General features: G+C 62.5%; 14 protein-coding genes. 8 read left to right on the top strand and 6 right to left on the bottom strand.

What is annotated here, in order from left to right; all coding sequences use genetic code 11:
- Window positions 1-45: 45 nt before the first annotated feature.
- From ubiE to K5E80_RS13535, 4 genes are all read right to left on the bottom strand, one after another.
- Window positions 46-777 (bottom strand): bifunctional demethylmenaquinone methyltransferase/2-methoxy-6-polyprenyl-1,4-benzoquinol methylase UbiE, encoded by a 732-nt coding sequence (ubiE, locus tag K5E80_RS13550; protein WP_220636659.1) that lies wholly within the window; start codon window positions 775-777, stop codon window positions 46-48.
- 10 nt (window positions 778-787) lie between these two features.
- Entirely contained in the window at window positions 788-1213 is a 426-nt protein-coding gene (locus tag K5E80_RS13545; protein WP_220636658.1) for a gamma-butyrobetaine hydroxylase family protein, read from the bottom strand.
- 87 nt (window positions 1214-1300) lie between these two features.
- Window positions 1301-2902: a hypothetical protein gene (locus K5E80_RS13540; protein WP_220636657.1), complete on the bottom strand. Its 1602-nt coding sequence runs from the start codon at window positions 2900-2902 to the stop codon at window positions 1301-1303.
- 19 nt (window positions 2903-2921) lie between these two features.
- Entirely contained in the window at window positions 2922-3365 is a 444-nt protein-coding gene (locus tag K5E80_RS13535; RefSeq protein ID WP_220636656.1) for an HIT family protein, read from the bottom strand.
- 207 nt (window positions 3366-3572) lie between these two features.
- Between K5E80_RS13535 and K5E80_RS13530 the strand changes: the two genes are divergently transcribed.
- The 4 genes from K5E80_RS13530 to K5E80_RS13515 all read left to right on the top strand — a co-directional run bounded on the left by K5E80_RS13530 (window position 3573) and on the right by K5E80_RS13515 (window position 8170).
- On the top strand, window positions 3573-4889 hold the full coding sequence (locus K5E80_RS13530; protein ID WP_220636655.1) for a TolC family protein: 1317 nt from the start codon (window positions 3573-3575) through the stop codon (window positions 4887-4889).
- Window positions 4886-6061, top strand: coding sequence for an efflux RND transporter periplasmic adaptor subunit (locus K5E80_RS13525; RefSeq protein WP_220636654.1), 1176 nt, complete (start codon window positions 4886-4888; stop codon window positions 6059-6061). Before K5E80_RS13530 ends, K5E80_RS13525 begins: the two co-directional genes overlap by 4 nt.
- A gap of 193 nt (window positions 6062-6254) precedes the next feature.
- Complete coding sequence (locus K5E80_RS13520; protein WP_220636653.1) at window positions 6255-6953, top strand: ABC transporter ATP-binding protein; 699 nt, start codon at window positions 6255-6257, stop codon at window positions 6951-6953.
- On the top strand, window positions 6950-8170 hold the full coding sequence (locus K5E80_RS13515) for an ABC transporter permease (RefSeq protein WP_220636652.1): 1221 nt from the start codon (window positions 6950-6952) through the stop codon (window positions 8168-8170). The genes K5E80_RS13520 and K5E80_RS13515 overlap by 4 nt, the downstream gene beginning before the upstream one ends.
- Window positions 8171-8182: 12 nt before the next feature.
- On the opposite strand, the gene K5E80_RS13510 is transcribed toward K5E80_RS13515, so the two are convergent.
- Window positions 8183-12019 (bottom strand): DUF3683 domain-containing protein, encoded by a 3837-nt coding sequence (locus tag K5E80_RS13510; RefSeq protein ID WP_220636651.1) that lies wholly within the window; start codon window positions 12017-12019, stop codon window positions 8183-8185.
- 288 nt (window positions 12020-12307) lie between these two features.
- Between K5E80_RS13510 and K5E80_RS13505 the strand changes: the two genes are divergently transcribed.
- From K5E80_RS13505 to K5E80_RS13490, 4 genes are all read left to right on the top strand, one after another.
- Window positions 12308-13705 (top strand): MATE family efflux transporter, encoded by a 1398-nt coding sequence (locus K5E80_RS13505; RefSeq protein WP_220636650.1) that lies wholly within the window; start codon window positions 12308-12310, stop codon window positions 13703-13705.
- Between the two features lie 34 nt (window positions 13706-13739).
- Window positions 13740-15263, top strand: a complete 1524-nt coding sequence (ilvA, locus tag K5E80_RS13500) for a threonine ammonia-lyase, biosynthetic (RefSeq protein WP_220636649.1) — start codon at window positions 13740-13742, stop codon at window positions 15261-15263.
- An 8-nt stretch (window positions 15264-15271) separates the two neighbouring features.
- A complete protein-coding gene (locus K5E80_RS13495) occupies window positions 15272-16420 on the top strand; it encodes a MalY/PatB family protein (protein ID WP_220636648.1) in 1149 nt (382 codons plus the stop codon).
- A gap of 99 nt (window positions 16421-16519) precedes the next feature.
- Window positions 16520-17476, top strand: a complete 957-nt coding sequence (locus tag K5E80_RS13490) for an alpha/beta fold hydrolase (RefSeq protein ID WP_220636647.1) — start codon at window positions 16520-16522, stop codon at window positions 17474-17476.
- A gap of 23 nt (window positions 17477-17499) precedes the next feature.
- Here K5E80_RS13490 and K5E80_RS13485 read toward each other — a convergent pair whose 3' ends face one another.
- Window positions 17500-18105, bottom strand: coding sequence for a 5-formyltetrahydrofolate cyclo-ligase (locus K5E80_RS13485; protein ID WP_220636646.1), 606 nt, complete (start codon window positions 18103-18105; stop codon window positions 17500-17502).
- Between the last annotated feature and the right edge of the window lie 38 nt (window positions 18106-18143).

The raw sequence follows: 18143 nt of genomic DNA, 5'->3' as shown, positions 1-18143 counted from the left end.
CTTAGCGTGAAAAAGCGGTGAGAGTGACGCTGGCGATCATGCGCATTACAGCTTGTAGCCGCGGTGCAAGGCGACGACGCCGCCGGTCAGATTGAAATACTCGACGCGCGAAAAACCGGCCTGTTCCATCATGGTTTTGAGTGTTTTCTGGTCCGGGTGCATGCGGATCGACTCCGCCAGGTAACGGTAGCTTTCGGCATCATGCGCGATTTTTTCTCCCAACCAGGGCAACACCTTGAAGGAATACAGATCGTAGATTTTTTCCAGTGGTCCCCAGACCTTGGAAAATTCCAGCACCAGCAGGCGGCCGCCAGGACGCAGGACGCGCTGCATCTCGGCCAGCGCCCGATCCTTGTGCGTCATGTTGCGCAGTCCGAAAGCAACGCTGACGCAATCGAAATAATTGGCGGGAAACGGCAGTTTTTCCGCATCGCACTGCGCCGTCGGCGTCAAGATGCCCCTGTCGAGCAGACGGTCGCGGCCGACGGTGAGCATGGCATTGTTGATGTCGGTCAGCCAGACTTCGCCGGACGGCCCGGTGCGTTTGAGGAAGGCACGCGACAAATCCGCCGTGCCACCGGCGACATCGAGCACGCGCTGTCCGGCACGCACGCCCGACAGTTCAATGGCGAAGCGCTTCCACAGACGATGCAGACCGGCCGACATGAGGTCGTTCATCACATCGTATTTCTGGGCCACGGAAGAGAATACGCCGGCGACATGCTGCGCTTTTTCTTCTTCGGCCACGGTCTTGAAACCGAAATGGGTATCGCTCATGTCAATTCTTTCATCCGTGCTTTCCGCAACCTTTGGTGGGTGCAGATGCCGCCGTTGTCGTATCGATGTCGCGGCTTGCCCCCGCCGCTTCCAGGCGGGCGAGATATTCCTGCCACAGGCTTTCCTGGTTGGTTCCCAGTTCGTAGAGCAGATCCCATGAATAGATGCCGCTGTTATGCCCATCCGAGAACAGGGGCTGGATGCCGTAGTTGCCGACCGGCTCGACACTGGCGATGGCGACATTGCGCTTGCCGGTCTGCAACACCTCCTGTCCGGGTCCATGACCACTCACTTCAGCCGAAGGGCTGAACACGCGCAGGAATTCGTAAGGCAACTGAAAATGCGCGCCGTTCGAAAACGCAATCTCCATCAGGTGCGATGCCTGATGCAGCTTGATTTCGGTGGGAATCGGGGTGTCGTGGTCAAGATCAGTCATGGGCCGATTCTAAGTCAATTGCGGTGCCATCCCAAGATGGACCTGGATCCCGCGCAGGGACTTGGCTTTTGCCGAGCCGGGGCCAACTCATCCCACCACCACTCTTTCGAAGTGGTCACTGCCCTCGACCAGTTGCGTCAACTTGTATTGCCTGGCCGGTCCGCCCGCGACCTCGATTATGCGGCCGGTGCGAAACATGCCCGCGGGCAACACCATCTGCAATGGCAATTGATCTGCAGTCAGCAGGAAAGCGGGATGCCATTTTTCCTTCGCCACATTGAGGCCGGCATTGCGAACGGCGACTGCCGTCGCCGCGCCGGGCATGAGTTGCACACCGGCATGCAACAACCCTCCATCATCAAGCATCAGCCAACTCACGCTGGCCGGCGAAAATGCGGCAGCGTCGGGCTTTTTGACGGCGATCAACTGGCCGGCACCGATGCGAATGCCGCCGGCATTCGCAGTGCGCACCAGGCGCAAGCCTGTCGCGCCTTCGTTGACGCTCTGCCAGTTCGATACCGCGCGCAGCTTGCCCAAGTCGGTCGTAGTCGTGTCGTGCCGACCTCTGATATCGCCAAAAGTGGCAAGTTCCTCGCGCTCGTGGCGCAATATTTCGTCACTGGAACGGGCGCTCGGCGGCTTGAAAGGATTGCCTGAAATCTGAAACCAGATCGGCTCGAAGCCGGCGGCAAGTTCGATCACCTCGCTCGTGGCATGGCGGTCGGTCGGTCGTTGCGTGCCGCCCTTGCACCAGCGTTGGTACAGGTGGCGCAGCATCTGTTCGCACTCCGGTTGCGGGCAATCATCGCCCAGTTGCAACTTGGCGGGCGGGCGGCCTTCAGCCAGGGCCGCAAGGCGCGCCTGGATGCTGGCGGCGAGTTCGGACGTATCGAGAAAGCGCGCCTGGCCCGCATTCCTGATCGGTAACGGACTCGGTGGCAGCGCCGAGTCCAGATCGATGTTGAGCGGCACCGCCCGCAGGTCGGTGGGCAGATCATTGCGCAAAACCAGCTTGCCCGACCAGCGCCGCGCCCAGCGCACTACCCATTTCAACTGACGCGCCGAAAATTCGTGAGCGCTGGCAGTATCCAGCAGCATCGCCTCGGCATATACGGAAAGCGGCGTCACGGCCTCCTGTTCGCCATAGCGCGCCTTGTCGTTCACCGGCATCGTGGCGGCACCAAGCCGTTCGGCAAAAGCCAGCGATTGATGCAAACGCGACCAATGCCGGCTGCCGGACTGGGTGTAGCCACGCACGCTGTCGATCTGCGCGGCATGCAAGGTTGCCAGAACGCGTTCCGCCAGTGTGGCCTGGGTTTGTTCCGCTACCGCGTCAGCGCTCGCATCGTCGAGACAGCGCAAATAGCCGACCACCACCGCCTGCCACAAGGCCGCCGTCGCGGCAAAGGCTTCCGCCTCAGACGCAAGGAAGGGCAGCGGTTTCGCGGCATAATGCTTGGACACCTCTTCCTGCACGAAAGCAATTTGCGGCCGTAGCGTTTCGAGAATGCCGAAGCGTTCGCGCGGCATAACCGCCTGCCGGTTAAGGAGTTCGATCTGTTCGCACAACTGGCCTTGCAAAACCACCGGTTTGGTCTGCGTCTGCTCATCCAGCCAGCGCTTGCAATCGTCCGCCGTTACAAAGGCGGGCATCGCGGTTCCATCAAGAGGCGGCAGGTCGAAACTCATTCCGTGTTTCCTCCTGATTTCAGGTGGTCTTCAGAGCTGCATGGAGTGCATTGTGCAACGCATTCCTATCCACGGGTTTACGCATTTTGCCGGCACGTTGCGCAGCGGTCCAGATCGGGCCGGGGAAATGGCTGTCGTCCCTCCAGCGCGGGATGACGTGCCAGTGCACATGCGGCACCACATTGCCAAGACTGGCGAGGTTCATCTTGTCGGGCTGTTGCACCGCGCGAATCGCGCGTTCCGTCGCCAGCACCACGTCGAGCAGACGCCGCTGTTCTGCTGCAGACAGGTCGCTCATTTCACGCACATGGCGAGTGCCGACCACGCGGCAGAAACCGGGGAATGACCTGCCCTCTTCGCCGCTCACCAGCACCACGCGGCAAATGGCGTCCTCGAACAGAAGTTCGCCGCCGACGCCGCTACAAAGGGGGCAGTCAAGGTCATCTGATTTTTGATTTGTCATAATCAAAGTGTAGGCAGGCTCCGCAGCGATATTGACAGGACGCAACGCTTGGTAACAAATTCACCACAAGTCCGGTGGGGACGCCATTACACTACCGCCATGCCAATACGTCTGTTAATTTGTACCGCATTTTGCGCCGGTTTCGTCTTGTTGGCCGTGCCGGGATATGCTACAGGCGTTGCTGATCCGTTCTCTACTGCTGAGCTGTTGCCCCCGCCACCCTCACAGGCGCTGGGGAAAGACGGCCAATTCCAGCCCTGTCCGGCGCTACCCGCAACGGCGCTGACGCTGTCCGACGTGGTCAACGCGACACTCTGCGGCAATCCGCAAACACGCGAAGTGTGGGCCAGCGCCCGCGCCCGGGCGGCTGGTGTCGGGCTTGCCGAGGCAGCCTGGCTACCGACGCTGGATGGCAGCATTGCAGCCAGCCACAGCAACAATCGCGGCGGCGTGCTGACTGCGCCGGTGACATCCAATCAGCGCAATTACGGTCTGTCGTTATCCTGGCTGATCTACGATTTCGGTGGCCGCGAAGCAAGTTTGAAAAACGCGCGTCAATTGCTGGAGGCCGCCAATGCCAGCCAGGATGCCACGGTGCAAGCGCTGTTCCTCGCCGCCGTGCAGGCGTATTACCAGTTGCAGGCAACGCAGGCGGCAAGCGACGCAGCGCTGGAAGCCGAAAAGGCGGCGCAGGAAAGTTTCCATGCCGCTGAAGCGCGCTACAAGGCCGGCGCGGCGACCCCGGCCGACAAACTGCAGGCGCAGACCGCCTGGTCGCAGGCCACGCTTAATCGCATCAGGGCCGATGGCGACTTCAAGAATGCGCAAGGCATACTCGCCAACACCATGGGCCTCTCCGCCGCCACGCCATTGCAGCTTGCAGCGCAGGCCGCTGTGCCAGCACTGGGTCAGTTCGAGGCAGGAGTCGCCCAACTCATCGATGAGGCCGTGCAACACCGGCCCGATCTGCGCGCGGCACAGGCACAGGCACAGGCGGCACAGGCAGCGGTGGATGTCGCACGCGCCAGCGGACGGCCAAGCGTCTCGCTCGGCATCAGCGGCAGCGAAACGCGCGGCGGCAGGCTGCCCGATGCACGCAGTTCCGCGCTTGGCGTAACCGTCGGCATTCCCCTGTTTTCCGGCTTCAGCACCACTTACAAAGTGCGCGCCGCCGAAGCCCAGGCGCAGGCCAGCGAAGCGCAAAGCGAACAGCTCAAGCTGAAGGTCGCGCTCGATGTCTGGAACGGCTACCAGTCGCTGACCACGGCGACGCAAACCGTGCGCAGCAGCGCCGATCTGCTCGCCAGCGCCGAGCAGTCGCAACGCATGGCGCTCGGCCGCTACAAGGCCGGCATGGGCAATATCCTTGATGTGCTCAACGCCCAAAGCGCGCTGGCCAGCGCGCAGCAGCAGCGCGTGCAGTCGCTCTACAGTTGGAACGTCGCGCGCACCGCGCTGGCGCAAGCCATGGGCACGCTGGATCGCAGGCTGATCGACTCTCTCGATGAAAGAGCAAAACCATGAAGTTCCCCAAAAAAACAACCATGGCGGTTGCCGTATTGCTTGTCGCTCTCGTCGCGGCCGCGGCCTGGTGGTCCGTCTCGCGCGGCAACGGCGTCGAGGCGCGCTACAAGACACAAGCCATTGAGCGTGGCGATGTGATACGCAGCGTCTCGGCCAACGGCACCCTGAACCCGGTGATCCTGGTCAGCGTCGGCACCCAGGTCTCGGGTACGGTGAAAAAATTGCATGTCGATTTCAACGACCACGTGCAGAAGGGGCAGGTGCTCGCCGAACTCGATGACATATTGTTCAGTTCGCAACTCGGACAGAGCGAAGCCACGCTGCGCAGTGCCCGTGCCACGCTCGATCTGGCCGTAGCCAACGAAAGGCGCATGCAGAGCCTGTTCAAGCAGGAATACGCATCACAGCAGGATCTCGATTCGGCGGTGCAGGCAAAGAAGTCGGCGCAGGCGCAGGTCGAACAATATGCCTCACAGGTACGGAAGGATCGCGCCAATCTCGATTATTCGGTGATCCGCTCGCCGGTGTCGGGCGTCGTCGTCGACCGCCAGATCGACATCGGCCAGACCGTGGCGGCGAGCTTCCAGACGCCGACGCTGTTCAAGATCGCGCAGGACCTGTCAAAGATGCAGATCGATTCGAGCTTCGCCGAAGCCGACATCGGTGCCATCAAGGTCGGCCAACCGGTGCGCTTCAATGTCGATGCCTTTCCCAACCGCAGCTTTCAGGGCAGCGTCAAGCAGGTCCGACTCAACCCGACGACGCAATCCAATGTGGTGACCTACGACGTGGTGGTCGCGGTCGACAACCCGGATCAGACGCTGCTGCCCGGCATGACGGCCTATGTGAATATCATGGTCAATCAGCGCAACGATGTGCTTACGGTACCCAACGCCGCGCTGCGCTACAAGCCAGCGGATCTGAAGCCGGCGAAAACCGACCCCAAGCGCAACAATGGGTCAAAAAAGAAGCGCGATGCCAGTAGCGCGGTCGTGTATGTACTCGATGCCGGCAAGCCACGCGCAATAAACATCACGATCGGCATCACCGACAACCGCAATACCGAAGTGCTGACTGGCGAACTGAAGCCCGGCAATATAGTGATCATCGGTGAAAACCTGCCGGCCACCGGCAATGCCTCCGGCAATACACCGCGCATGCGGATGTTTTAACGCGCATGCAGGAGTAATTGTTGCCCAAGATGATAAAAAAGCGCAAAAGCGAATTGAACGCCCCCCATCCCCCTGTTCCCGTCCCGGGGCGGGGGCGGCTGATTTGCTCGTTACGCTCGATTGTCAGGGAAATCTCTGCATACAGTTGTGAGCGGTTCGAGACTCCGCCGCGTGCCCGTTATTCACACTCACCATGCTGATCCACGTCGCCGGGCTGACCAAGTCCTACGAAACCGCCGCCGGAGCCTTCCCCGCGCTGAAGGGGGTGGACCTGGATATCGCGCCCGGCGAATTTGTCGCCATCATGGGACCCTCGGGCTCGGGGAAATCAACCTTCATGAACATCCTCGGCTGTCTCGACAAGCCGAGCAGCGGCGAATATGTGCTGGACGGCCACGACGTGGCGACGATGAACCGCGACCGGCTGGCGCTGGTGCGCAACCGCACCATCGGCTTCGTGTTCCAGGGCTTCAACCTGCTGCCGCGCATCAACCTCGAAGACAACGTCGCCCTGCCCCTGGTTTATTCGCACGTCAATCGGGAAGAACGCCACCGCCGCGCCCGCCAGCAACTGGGAAAAGTCGGCCTCGGCCAGTATGCCCAATCCTTGCCCAATCGCATTTCCGGCGGCCAGCAGCAGCGCGTCGCCATCGCCCGCGCGCTGGTGAGCGCGCCGCGCCTGATCCTCGCCGACGAGCCGACCGGCAATCTCGACAGCCAAACCAGCGAGGAAATCATGGCGCTGTTCGAAGCCCTCAATCGCGAGGGCATCACCGTCGTGCTGGTGACGCATGAACCCGATGTCGCCGCCCATGCCAAGCGACAGGTGCGTTTCAAGGATGGGTTGATTGTCCACGATAGCGTCATCGACGCAAAGGCTGCAGTGCCATGATCGCCACCCTGTTCGGCCAGGCCTGGCACGCCATGGGCGCAAACAAATTGCGCACCTTCCTCACCATGCTCGGCATGGTGATCGGCGTCTTCGCCGTGGTGCTGATGATGGCTATCGGCCAGGGCGCACAGGAGACAGTCAAAGCCTCGATCGAGTCGATGGGGTCGAACATGTTCATCGCGCTTTCCGGTTCGACCACCGCGGGCGGCGTGCGCATGGGCGGCGGCGCGGCGCCGACGCTCACCGTCGCCGATGCCGACGCGATCGCCGAACTGCCCGGCGTGCAGACCGTGGCCCCGATCCATCCCGGCACGGTTCAAGTCGTGTATGGCAGCAACAACTGGGGCACGGCGGCCTATGGCACCACGCCGTCCTATCTCGACATCCGCAACTGGACGGTGGCCGAGGGATTTCCTTTCACTGATTCCGATCTGCGCTCGGCCACGCGCGTTGCGCTGCTGGGCCAGACCGTCGTCAACAACCTGTTCGGCGACGAAGACCCGATCGGCAAAACCATTCGCGTGCGCAACAATCCCTTCGTCGTGGTCGGCGTGCTGGGGGTGAAGGGTCAGAGCCTCGACGGCCGCGATCAGGACGACACCATCCTGATGCCGCTCACCACGGCGCAGCGCAAGGTGTTCGGCACCCAGTTCCAGGGCTCGGTGCGTCTGATCAACATCCAGGCGACCTCGGCGGAAGTGATGCCGGCAGTCGAGAAATCGATCAACCTGCTGCTGCACCAGCGCCACCGCATCCGCGAAGGCCAGGATGACGATTTCTCGGTGCGCAACCTGACGGCAATGGCGAACTCCGCCGCCGAAACCGCGCGCATCATGTCGCTGCTGCTCGGCGCCATTGCCTCGGTATCGCTGCTGGTCGGCGGCATCGGCATCATGAACATCATGCTCGTCTCGGTCACCGAGCGCACGCGCGAAATCGGCATCCGCATGGCCATCGGCGCCCGTGAGCGCGACATCCTGCTGCAATTCCTGATGGAGGCCGTCATCATCTCCATCGTCGGCTGTTTCATCGGTCTGCTGCTGGGGATCGGCGCGGCGCTGATCGTCAATAAACTGTTCGATATCGCTGTCATCATCTCCGGCAGTTCGGTGCTGACCGCCTTCGGCGTCGCAGCGGCGGTCGGCATCTTCTTCGGCTTTTACCCGGCGAAGAAAGCCGCCCGCCTCGACCCGATCGAGGCACTGCGCTATCAGTAGGCTTCGGCCTGCCTACAGCAATACGCGTTCGATCCCGCCATTATTGGCGGCATGCACATAGTTCTCGATCCACTTGTCGCCGAGCAGGGCCTTGGCCATCTCGACCACGATGTAGTCGGCCGTGGTGCCCGCGTCGTCGTTGTAGCGTTGCAGCCCCTGCAGGCATGACGGACAGGAAGTCAGGATTTTCACGTCCCCCGTGAAGCCGTCGGCGCGCAACTTGTCGGCACCGCCGCGCATTTCCTCTTCCTTGCGAAAGCGCGTCTGGGTCGCGATGTCGGGCCGTGTCGCGGCAAAGCTGCCGGATTCGCCGCAGCAGCGGTCGTTCAGCGCCACCGGCTGACCCATGAGCTGGTTCACCACCTTGAGCGGGTTGTGCGTTTTCATCGGCGCATGGCAGGGATCGTGGTACATGTAGCGCACGCCTTTCACGCCATCGAGCTTGACGCCCTTCTCCATCAGATATTCATGGATGTCGAGCAGGCGGCAGCCGGGGAAGATTTTCTCGAACTCGTATTTCTGCAATTGATCCATGCAGGTGCCGCAGGAGACGATGACGGTCTTGATGTCGAGATAGTTGAGCGTGTTGGCGACGCGATGGAACAGCACGCGGTTGCCGGTGGTGATGGCCTGCCCTTTCTCCTCGTCGCCGGTCGCGATCTGCGGATAGCCGCAGCACAGGTAGCCCGGCGGCAGCACCGTGGTGGCGCCGAGATCAAAGAGCATGGCCTGCGTCGCCAGTCCCACCTGCGAGAACAGCCGCTCCGAACCACAGCCGGGGAAGTAAAAGACGGCTTCCGACTCTTCCGCGCTCTTCTTCGGATCGCGGATCACGGGAATGGTTTTGTCATCCTCGACATCGAGCATGGCGCGCGAGGTGCGCGCCGGCACATGGCGCGGCATCGGCTTGTTGATGAAGTGGATCACCTGCGCCCGGAGCGGCGCGCGGCCCAGGGTTGCCGCCGGATGCCGCGTTGACGCCTGGATGAGGCCGAACGCCTTGCCGACGCGATAGGTGGCACGCTGCAGTTTCGAGCCGAACTGGATCAGCAGGCCGCGAATCAGCTTGATCGTCGTCGGATCGGTGGCGTTGAGGAAGGCCATCGCCACCGCCGTGCCGGGATTGAATTTCTTCTTGCCCTGCACGCGCAGGAAATTGCGCATCGCGATCGAGACATCGCCGAAGTCGATATCCACCGGGCAGGGAGTCACGCACTTGTGGCACACCGTGCAGTGGTCGGCCACATCGGCGAACTCGTCGAAGTGCTGCAATGAAACACCGCGCCGCGTCTGCTCTTCGTAGAGGAAGGCCTCGATCAGCAGGCCGGTGCCGAGAATCTTGTCGCGCGGGCTGTAGAGCAGGTTGGCGCGCGGCACATGCGTCGTGCATACCGGCTTGCACTTGCCGCAGCGCAGGCAATCCTTGATCGAATCGGCAATCTTGCCGATTTCCGATTGCTCCATGATCAGCGACTCGACGCCGAGCAGCGCAAACGACGGCGTATACGCATTGGCCAGGTCGCTGCCCGGCAACAGCTTGCCCTTGTTGAAGCGGCCTTCGGGATCGACTTTCTGCTTGTAGTCGCGGAAGGGCCGAATCTCTTCGTCACTGAGGTATTCGAACTTGGTGATGCCAATGCCATGTTCGCCGGAAATCACGCCGTCGAGCGAACGCGCCAGTTTCATGATGCGCGCCACCGCCGTGTTGGCGGTTTGCAGCATGGCGTAGTTGTCCGAGTTTACCGGGATATTGGTGTGCACATTGCCGTCGCCGGCATGCATGTGCAGGGCGACGAAGACGCGGCCGCGCAGCACTTCCTTCTGCACCGCCTCCATGCGTTCGTAAATTGGCCGGTACACGCCGCCGTCGAAAATGATTTCGAGCGGGCGCTTGACTTCCTTCTTCCACGAGATGCGCACCGAATAGTCCTGCAGGCGGTGGAACAATGTCGGCTGGGAAGCGTTATTGGTCAGCGGCGCGGCTTCGATGCCCAGTTCCACGAAGGCCTTTTCGGCCGTCGCCAGCGGCAGGTCAAGACTGTCGAGCAGCCACTGCCAGCGCGTGCGCACCGTGGCAATCAGCTCCAGCGCACTTTCGCGGCGGTCGCCGAGCAGTTCGTCCCGGTCGAGGCCGGTATCGCCCACGGCCACGGGCAGGTCGCCGCGGAAGAATTCGCGCAGCGCGTCGCACAAGTCGAGCTTGTTCCTGATCGACAGCTCGATGTTGATGCGCTCAATGCCGTCGCAATAATCGCCCATGCGCGGCAAGGGGATCACCACGTCCTCATTGACCTTGAAGGCGTTGGTATGTTTCGAGATGGCCGCGGTGCGGCCACGATCGAGCCAGAATTTCTTGCGCGTCTCGGCAGATACCGCGATAAAGCCTTCGCCGCCGCGCGCGTTGGCAAAGCGCACCACTTCCGAGCAGGCCGTCATCACCGCATTTTCATCGTCGCCGACGATGTCGCCGATCAGCACCATCTTGGGCCGGCCATGCCGTTTGGCCTTGGTCGCGTAGCCGACGGCCTTGACGTAGCGCTCGTCGAGATGTTCGAGACCGGCCAGAATGGCACCACCGGGTTTGGTCTTGAGGTATTCGGTGATTTCGACAATCGACGGCACGGCTTCGCGCACCTGGCCGAAGAATTCGAGACAGACGGTACGCGTCACCGGCGGCATCTTGTGCAGGATCCACACCGCCGAGGTGATGATGCCGTCGCAGCCTTCCTTCTGCACGCCGGGCAGGCCGCCGAGAAACTTGTCGGTGACATCCTTGCCCAGTCCGATGCGGCGAAATTGCGCGCCGAAGATGTGCAAGGTCTCTTCACCCAACTTGTCGCCGCGATCGTTGCTGCGCGTGAGGCGGAAAGTCGCCATGTCCTGATCGTGGATCTTGCCCAGGTTGTGGTTAATGCGTTCGACCAGCAACCAGTTGCCGTCCGGCATCACCATCTTCCACGACGCCAGATTGTCGAGCGCGGTGCCCCACAGCACCGCCTTTTTGCCGCCCGCGTTCATGGCAATGTTGCCGCCGATGCAGGAAGCATCGGCCGAGGTCGGGTCGCAGGCGAAGACGAAGCCGGCGTTTTCGGCCGCCTCCATCACGCGCCGCGTCACCAGCCCGGCACCGGTGAATACCGTGGCATAGGGACGATCTGTTCCCGGCAGCGTCTTCATCTCCACAGTGCCGAGGTCGATCAGCTTTTCGGTGTTGATCACGGCCGACAGCGGTGTCAGCGGCACCGCGCCGCCGGTGTAGCCAGTGCCACCGCCGCGCGGAATGATGGTGAGGCCGAGTTCGATGCAGTCACGCACCAGCGGCGCGATTTCTTCCTCGCTATCGGGACAGAGCACGACGAAGGGATACTCGACGCGCCAGTCGGTGGCATCCGTCACATGCGACACGCGGCTCAAACCGTCAAAGCGGATGTTGTCACGGCGCGTGTGCCGCGCCAGCAGGCGCATGACTTTTTTGCGCCGCTGCGCGGTGTCGACAAAGTGCCGCTCGAAACGTTCGACCGCCCCGGTCGCCGCCGTCAATAGCTGCGCCACGCGCTCGTTGCCGCCGCGGCGCTTGTCGATTTCGCGCAGGCGATGGCGCAGGGCTTCGACCAGCGCATCGCGTCGATTCGGATTGGCGAGCAGGTCGTCTTCGAGATAGGGATTGCGCTGCACCACCCAGATGTCGCCCAGCACTTCGTAGAGCATGCGCGCCGAACGGCCGGTGACGCGCTCCGCGCGCAGGCTTTCGAGCACGCGCCAGGCATCGTCCCCCAGCAGGCGAATGACGATTTCGCGGTCGGAGAACGAGGTGTAGTTGTAGGGGATTTCGCGCAGGCGGGCAGTCATGACAACAAATCAGCCGTTTCTAAAGACGGCATTGTAGAACCTCAAGCCGCGTTGGGGGCGAAATACGGATCAGCAACTTGAAGGGACTCGCGAGACGACGCAATGAAGATTCTCGGCAGATCACTCATTGTTAACTCCAATAGTTCTGAGAGTGGCGAACTTTCGATTAATGGGCTCACACCCGAATTAAATTCCACCAACGTATTTGCGCGGCATGGCCATCACCATAGCGCGGACAAGCCTTTTTCGCACCGCCGCTCCGCGGTTGTGGTTCAATCGGCCACTATCATGCCTGCCGCCACCAAGACTGAAACCCTGCCACTCCCCACCGCTGCAGCGCCCACCCGCGCCATCATCCATCTCGCGCTGCCGATGCTGGTCGCGCAGGTGGCGGTGATGCTGAACGGCACGATGGATACCGTCATGGCCGGGCAGATATCGCCGCTCGACCTGGCCACCGTGGGGATCGGCGCGTCGATCTATGCCGCGATCTTCATCTCGGCCATGGGCGTGCTGCTGGCGCTGACGCCGATCATCGCGCATCACTACGGCGCCGGGCGGATGGGCGACATCGGCGAGGAGGTGCGCCAGGGTGCGTGGCTCTCGCTGGCGCTGGCGGCGCTCGCGATGCTGGTGCTGACCCATCCCGGCCCCCTGCTCGCGCTGTCGCAACTCACGCCGGAAATGGACGGGCGGGTACGCGCCTATCTTGCCGTGCTGGCTTGGGCGGCGCCAGCCGGCTTCGCCTTTCGCCTGCTTTACGGCTTTTCCGCCGGCATCGCCAGGCCGCGCCCGATCATGGTGTTCAATCTGTTCGGGCTGGGGCTGAAAATTTTCTTCAACTGGATATTCATGTTCGGCCATCTCGGCGCCCCGGCATTGGGCGCGCTCGGCTGCGGCGTTTCTTCCGTACTCTCGTCCTGGCTCGTCATGCTGAGCGGCTGGCTGTGGTGCGCGCGCGAAGCCGAATATCATTGCTTTGGCATATTCGCCGCATGGAGCTGGCCGCGGCGCGCACGCCTGCTGGCGCTGCTGAAACTCGGCCTGCCGATGGGCGCGACCTTCGTTTTCGATGTCACGGCGTTCACTTTCATGGCGCTGTTCGTGGCGCGGCTCGGCCCCACCGCGTCGGGCGCGCACCAGATTGCCGCCAATCTTTCGGCGCTGATGTTCATGATCCCGATGTCGATGGGCAGCGCCGTCGGCGCCTTGTGCGGGCAGGCGCTGGGCCGCGGCGATGCGGCGGCGGCGCGCCACACCGGGCTGGCCGGATTGCGGCTCGGCATGGGTTTTGCCGCCGCCGTCAGCCTGTCGCTATGGCTCGGCCGAAGCTGGCTCGCCGCGCTGTACACCGTGGATGCCGAGGTGCGCCTGCTGGCGGCGAGCGTGATTGCGCTGATCGCAATTTACCATCTCGCCGATGCCTTGCAGGCGATTGCCGTCAGCCTGTTGCGCAGTTACAAGAAGGCCATGGTGCCGATGGCAATCTATGCCGTGGCGCTGTGGGGCGTGGGCCTGCCGGGCGGCATTGCCCTGGGTTTGCATGGCATCGAGACGCTGGGAATCGCACCGCTCGGCGTGCCGGGTTTCTGGATCGCCGCCATCGTCGGCCTCGCCGGCGCCGGCTTCGGGGTGACGCTCTACTGGTGGCAAGTTTCACGTTGCGCCGTGCGGCCCGCGCTCTGATAACCTTTGTGCCTTGCCCACGATGGTTGATGCGATGCCCACCGACAAAAAACCGGACTACCTGAAAAAAATCCTCAACGCCCGCGTCTATGACGTGGCGCTTGAAACGCCGCTCGACCTGGCGCCGAACCTGTCCGCGCGTTGCGGCAACACGCTGCTGCTGAAGCGCGAGGACATGCAGCCGGTATTCTCGTTCAAGCTGCGCGGCGCCTACAACAAGATGGCCCACCTCACGCCGGCACAGAAGCGGCGCGGCGTGATCTGCGCCTCGGCCGGCAACCACGCCCAGGGCGTGGCGCTGGCGGCGCAGAAGATGGGCTTGCGCGCCGTGATCGTGATGCCGACCATGACGCCGCAAATCAAGGTGGATGCGGTGAAGGGCCGCGGCGGCGAGGTGGTTCTCGCCGGCGACTCCTACGACGACGCCTACGCTCACGCGCTGAAGCTGGAAAAAAAGCAGAAGCTCACCTTCGTCCATCCCTTCGACGACCCGGATGTCATCGCCGGCCAGGGCACCATCGGCATGGAAATCCTGCGCCAGCACCCGGAACCCATCGATGCCATCTTCTGCTGCGTCGGCGGCGGCGGGCTGATCTCAGGCGTTGCCGCCTATGTCAAACAGGTGAGCCCGAAAACGAAGATTATCGGCGTCGAGGCCGCCGATGCCGATGCCATGGCGCGCTCGCTGAAGGCCGGCAAGCGCGTCAAGCTCGATCATGTCGGCCTGTTCGCCGACGGCGCGGCGGTCAAGCTGGTCGGCGAGGAAACCTTCCGCCTCTGCCGGCAGTACGTCGACGAAATGGTGCTGGTCGATACCGACGCCATCTGCGCCGCGATCAAGGACGTGTTCGAGGACACGCGCTCGATTCTCGAACCGGCCGGCGCGCTCGCCATCGCCGGCGTCAAGGAGTATGCGAGACGCCACAAGCTGACGGGCAAGACCTTCGTCGCCGTGGCCTCGGGCGCCAACATGAATTTCGACCGCCTGCGCTTCGTCGCCGAGCGCGCCGAGGTGGGCGAACAGCGCGAGGCGGTGCTGGCGGTGACGATTCCCGAAACGCCGGGCTCGTTCCGGAAATTCTGCTCCCTGATCGGCAGCCGCGCCATCACCGAATTCAACTACCGCTATTCCGGTCCGCGCGAGGCGAATGTGTTCGTCGGCGTGCAGGTGCCGGGCCGCGCCGATGCCACCCGGCTGGTGCAGTCGCTGAAGAAAAGCGGCTGCGCCACGCTCGATCTCACCGAGGACGAGATGGCCAAGCTGCACATCCGCCATCTGGTCGGCGGCCATGCGCCGCAAGTCAGGGACGAGTTGCTGTATCGCTTCGAGTTCCCCGAGAGGCCGGGCGCGCTGCTGAATTTCCTCAACGCCATGAGCGCCGGCTGGAATATTTCGCTGTTCCATTACCGCAATCATGGCGCCGACTACGGCCGCGTACTGGTCGGCATGCAGGTACCGAAGGCGGAGATAAAGGGTTTCCGCAATTTCCTCAAGGCGCTGGGTTATCGCTATTGGGACGAGACGAAGAACCCCGCCGCGAAACTGTTCCTCGGATAACGCCGCCCATGGCCGCCTTCGATTTCGACACCCTCATCGACCGGCGCGGCAGCGACTCGATCAAATGGAGTCGCTACGCGGGCCACGACGTGCTGCCGCTCTGGGTCGCCGACATGGATTTCGCCGCGCCACCGGCGGTGCGGGATGCGTTGCAGCGGCGCATCGGGCATGGCGTGTTCGGCTATGCCGCGCCGTGGCCGACGCTGATCGAGGCGGTGCGCGACCATGTGCTGCGCCATTATGACTGGCACATTGAGCCGGCGTGGCTGGTCTGGGTGCCGGGCGTGGTCGCGGCGCTCAATGTCGCCTGCCGTGCCGTCGGTGCAGCGGGCGACGGCGTGTTCGCCAGCACGCCGGTCTATCCGCCGTTTCTGTCCGCGCCCGGACTCTCGTCGCGCCAGCTGCTCACGGCTGCGCTGCGTCAGGGCGAGCGGCGCTGGGAATTCGACTTTGCCGCCGTCGACCGGGTACTTGATCAGGCGAAGCTCTGGCTGTTCTGCCATCCGCACAATCCAGTGGGGCGGGCCTGGGAAGAAAACGAATTGCACGAAGTCGCACACCTGGCCAGGCAACATGACATTGTCGTCTGCTCGGACGAGATCCACTGCGGCCTGCTGCTTGACGGGCAGCGCCGCCACAAGCCCTTCGCCGCATTGTCGGAAGACGCCGCCCAGCGCAGCATCACGCTAATGGCGCCGTCGAAAACGTTCAACCTGCCGGGCTTGTACAGCGCCTTTGCGGTCATTCCGAACTCTTCATTGCGCAAGAGTTTCATGCGCGTGATGGATGGCATCATGCCGCACATCAATACACTGGGCTTGGTGGCCACGGAAGCCGCCTACCGCGACGGCGACGACTGGCGCGAGGCGCTGCTCGATTATCTGCGCGGCAATGCGCGGCGGGTCGAAGCCGCCGTCGCGCAAATGCCCGGCCTCGGCATGACGCCGGTGGAAGCCACCTGCCTGGCCTGGATCGATTGCCGCGACCTGTGTGCCGCACGCAAGATCGACAACCCGCGACGCTTTTTCGAGAACGCCGGCGTCGGCCTCTCCAACGGCGCCGAGTTCGGCCTGCCCGGCTTCGTCCGGCTCAACTTCGGTTGCCCGCGCAGTACGCTGGAAGAAGCGCTGCGCAGAATGTCGGCAGCGCTTCAATAAACCTTCAGAGCTGTTCGCTATCCTGGCGAATAGCCGGCCTAAAATGTACCGTTGTCTATATCCGCCCTTCCTGCAAACAAACCCAATAGGAACACTTCAATGAGCACAGGCACAAGACTTCCCGGAACCCCCGAACCGATGCATATCTGGAAAGGTCTTGGCGGGTTGAAAATAGCAGGAGACTCATGGGGCGATCCAAATGGGCCACTGGTCATGCTTCTGCACGGCGGCGGGCAAACCCGCCATGCATGGAAGGGGACTGGCGAACTACTTGGTACTGCCGGGTATTTCGTCATTGCCTTTGATGCAAGAGGTCACGGCGATTCTGACTGGGCTGCGGACGGAAACTATGGACAGGATGCCATGGTCCAGGATCTCAATTGCGTCGTTACCGCACTCGGCAACCGGCGCCCCGTTCTCGTCGGCGCATCCATGGGTGGCGGAACCAGCCTGGTGGCCATCGGTGAGGATCATGTCGACGCCACAGCCCTGATTCTGGTTGATATTGCTCCCGCGATCGACAAAAAAGGGCTCGAAAATATTATGGCGTTCATGCAGCAGAAGCCGGAGGGTTTCGTTTCTCTGGATGAGGTGGCGGAGGCTATTGACAAGTACCAGCCCCATCGCAAGCACCCGCGGAATCTGGACGGCCTGGCCAAGAACGTTCGTCTTGGTGCTGATGGCAGATATAGATGGCACTGGGATCCATTGTTTCTGTCGGGTAGTGATGAACTTGTAATCAAGCTTCGCCAGGAACGGCTTGACGCCTGTGCGGCAAGATTAGCCTTGCCCACCTTGCTGGTGCGGGGAGCGCTCTCGGACCTACTCACGGAGGACGGCGCCAGGGCTTTCCTGAGGTCGTGCCCGCACAGCGAATATGTCAATGTCGCAGGCGCCGCTCATATGGTGGCGGGAGACCGCAACGACGTCTTTGGTAACGCGGTCATTGAGTTTCTCTCCCGTGTAGTGCCCATAGGCGGCGCACCGGTTCAGGAGCCCCATGAGCGCCATCCGCGCCATATCGGGCCGGCGGGGGATTTCACCGACGTTCCGTGAGCAAAGGAGCATCAGCGCCACATTTAGCTGCATGGAAAGCGTTCTATTCCGCTTTCCGTCACCACGGCATCGAGGGCGTGGTCATGCCTACGCGGGCCGATTGAATCGATTCGCGCCAGATCGAAGCCGACGCCAATAGCAAAGGGGCGCGGTTCCAGTGTTGTCAGCGTGCGGTCGAAATAGCCACCGCCGTAGCCAAGCCGGTAACCCTCGCGGTCGAAACCATTGACCGGCAGCAACAGCACATCGGGCAATACCGCCGGCCCCGCGGCAACGGTGGGAATGCCGTGACCGCCGAGTACCATGTGCGACTCGGGCGTCCATTCGCGAAACTCCAGCGCCTGCGCGCGGTCTACGATGACTGGCAGACAGGCGCGCCAGCCCAGCGCCAGCAGGGGTGGCAACAGCGACCGGCAGTCGATCTCGGCGCGAATCGGCCAATAGAAGGCCAGCATGCCGGGCGGGCGGGCCGTCAACAAGGGATAGAGATGGTCGAGCACGGCGGCCGATTTGCGCGCATGCAGGGCGGCGGGGAGCGCCTCGCGCGCCGCAATAAGTTCGCGCCGCAGCGCCTGGCGAAAAGCCGCGGCTTCATTGTCCTGATTACCCTGATCGCGCCTGCTGGTCATGTGCTAAGTTGTAGGTAGGAATGGATTGACTATAAACG

The sequence above is a fragment of the Georgfuchsia toluolica genome (assembly GCF_907163265.1).
Classification (GTDB): domain Bacteria; phylum Pseudomonadota; class Gammaproteobacteria; order Burkholderiales; family Rhodocyclaceae; genus Georgfuchsia; species Georgfuchsia toluolica.
Note: the sequence above shows the minus strand (reverse complement) of the source record. Positions and strands in the feature narration are given on the sequence as shown.

Coding starts and splice junctions, on each gene's coding strand:
- K5E80_RS13485 (WP_220636646.1), bottom strand. CDS start 18,105: ATGACCAGCAGGCGCGATCAGGGTAATCAGGACAATGAAGCCGCGGCT.
- K5E80_RS13545 (WP_220636658.1), bottom strand. CDS start 1,213: ATGACTGATCTTGACCACGACACCCCGATTCCCACCGAAATCAAGCTG.
- K5E80_RS13520 (WP_220636653.1), top strand. CDS start 6,255: ATGCTGATCCACGTCGCCGGGCTGACCAAGTCCTACGAAACCGCCGCC.
- K5E80_RS13505 (WP_220636650.1), top strand. CDS start 12,308: ATGCCTGCCGCCACCAAGACTGAAACCCTGCCACTCCCCACCGCTGCA.
- K5E80_RS13540 (WP_220636657.1), bottom strand. CDS start 2,902: ATGAGTTTCGACCTGCCGCCTCTTGATGGAACCGCGATGCCCGCCTTT.
- ilvA (WP_220636649.1), top strand. CDS start 13,740: ATGCCCACCGACAAAAAACCGGACTACCTGAAAAAAATCCTCAACGCC.
- K5E80_RS13495 (WP_220636648.1), top strand. CDS start 15,272: ATGGCCGCCTTCGATTTCGACACCCTCATCGACCGGCGCGGCAGCGAC.
- K5E80_RS13525 (WP_220636654.1), top strand. CDS start 4,886: ATGAAGTTCCCCAAAAAAACAACCATGGCGGTTGCCGTATTGCTTGTC.
- K5E80_RS13490 (WP_220636647.1), top strand. CDS start 16,520: ATGAGCACAGGCACAAGACTTCCCGGAACCCCCGAACCGATGCATATC.
- K5E80_RS13535 (WP_220636656.1), bottom strand. CDS start 3,365: ATGACAAATCAAAAATCAGATGACCTTGACTGCCCCCTTTGTAGCGGC.
- K5E80_RS13510 (WP_220636651.1), bottom strand. CDS start 12,019: ATGACTGCCCGCCTGCGCGAAATCCCCTACAACTACACCTCGTTCTCC.
- ubiE (WP_220636659.1), bottom strand. CDS start 777: ATGAGCGATACCCATTTCGGTTTCAAGACCGTGGCCGAAGAAGAAAAA.
- K5E80_RS13515 (WP_220636652.1), top strand. CDS start 6,950: ATGATCGCCACCCTGTTCGGCCAGGCCTGGCACGCCATGGGCGCAAAC.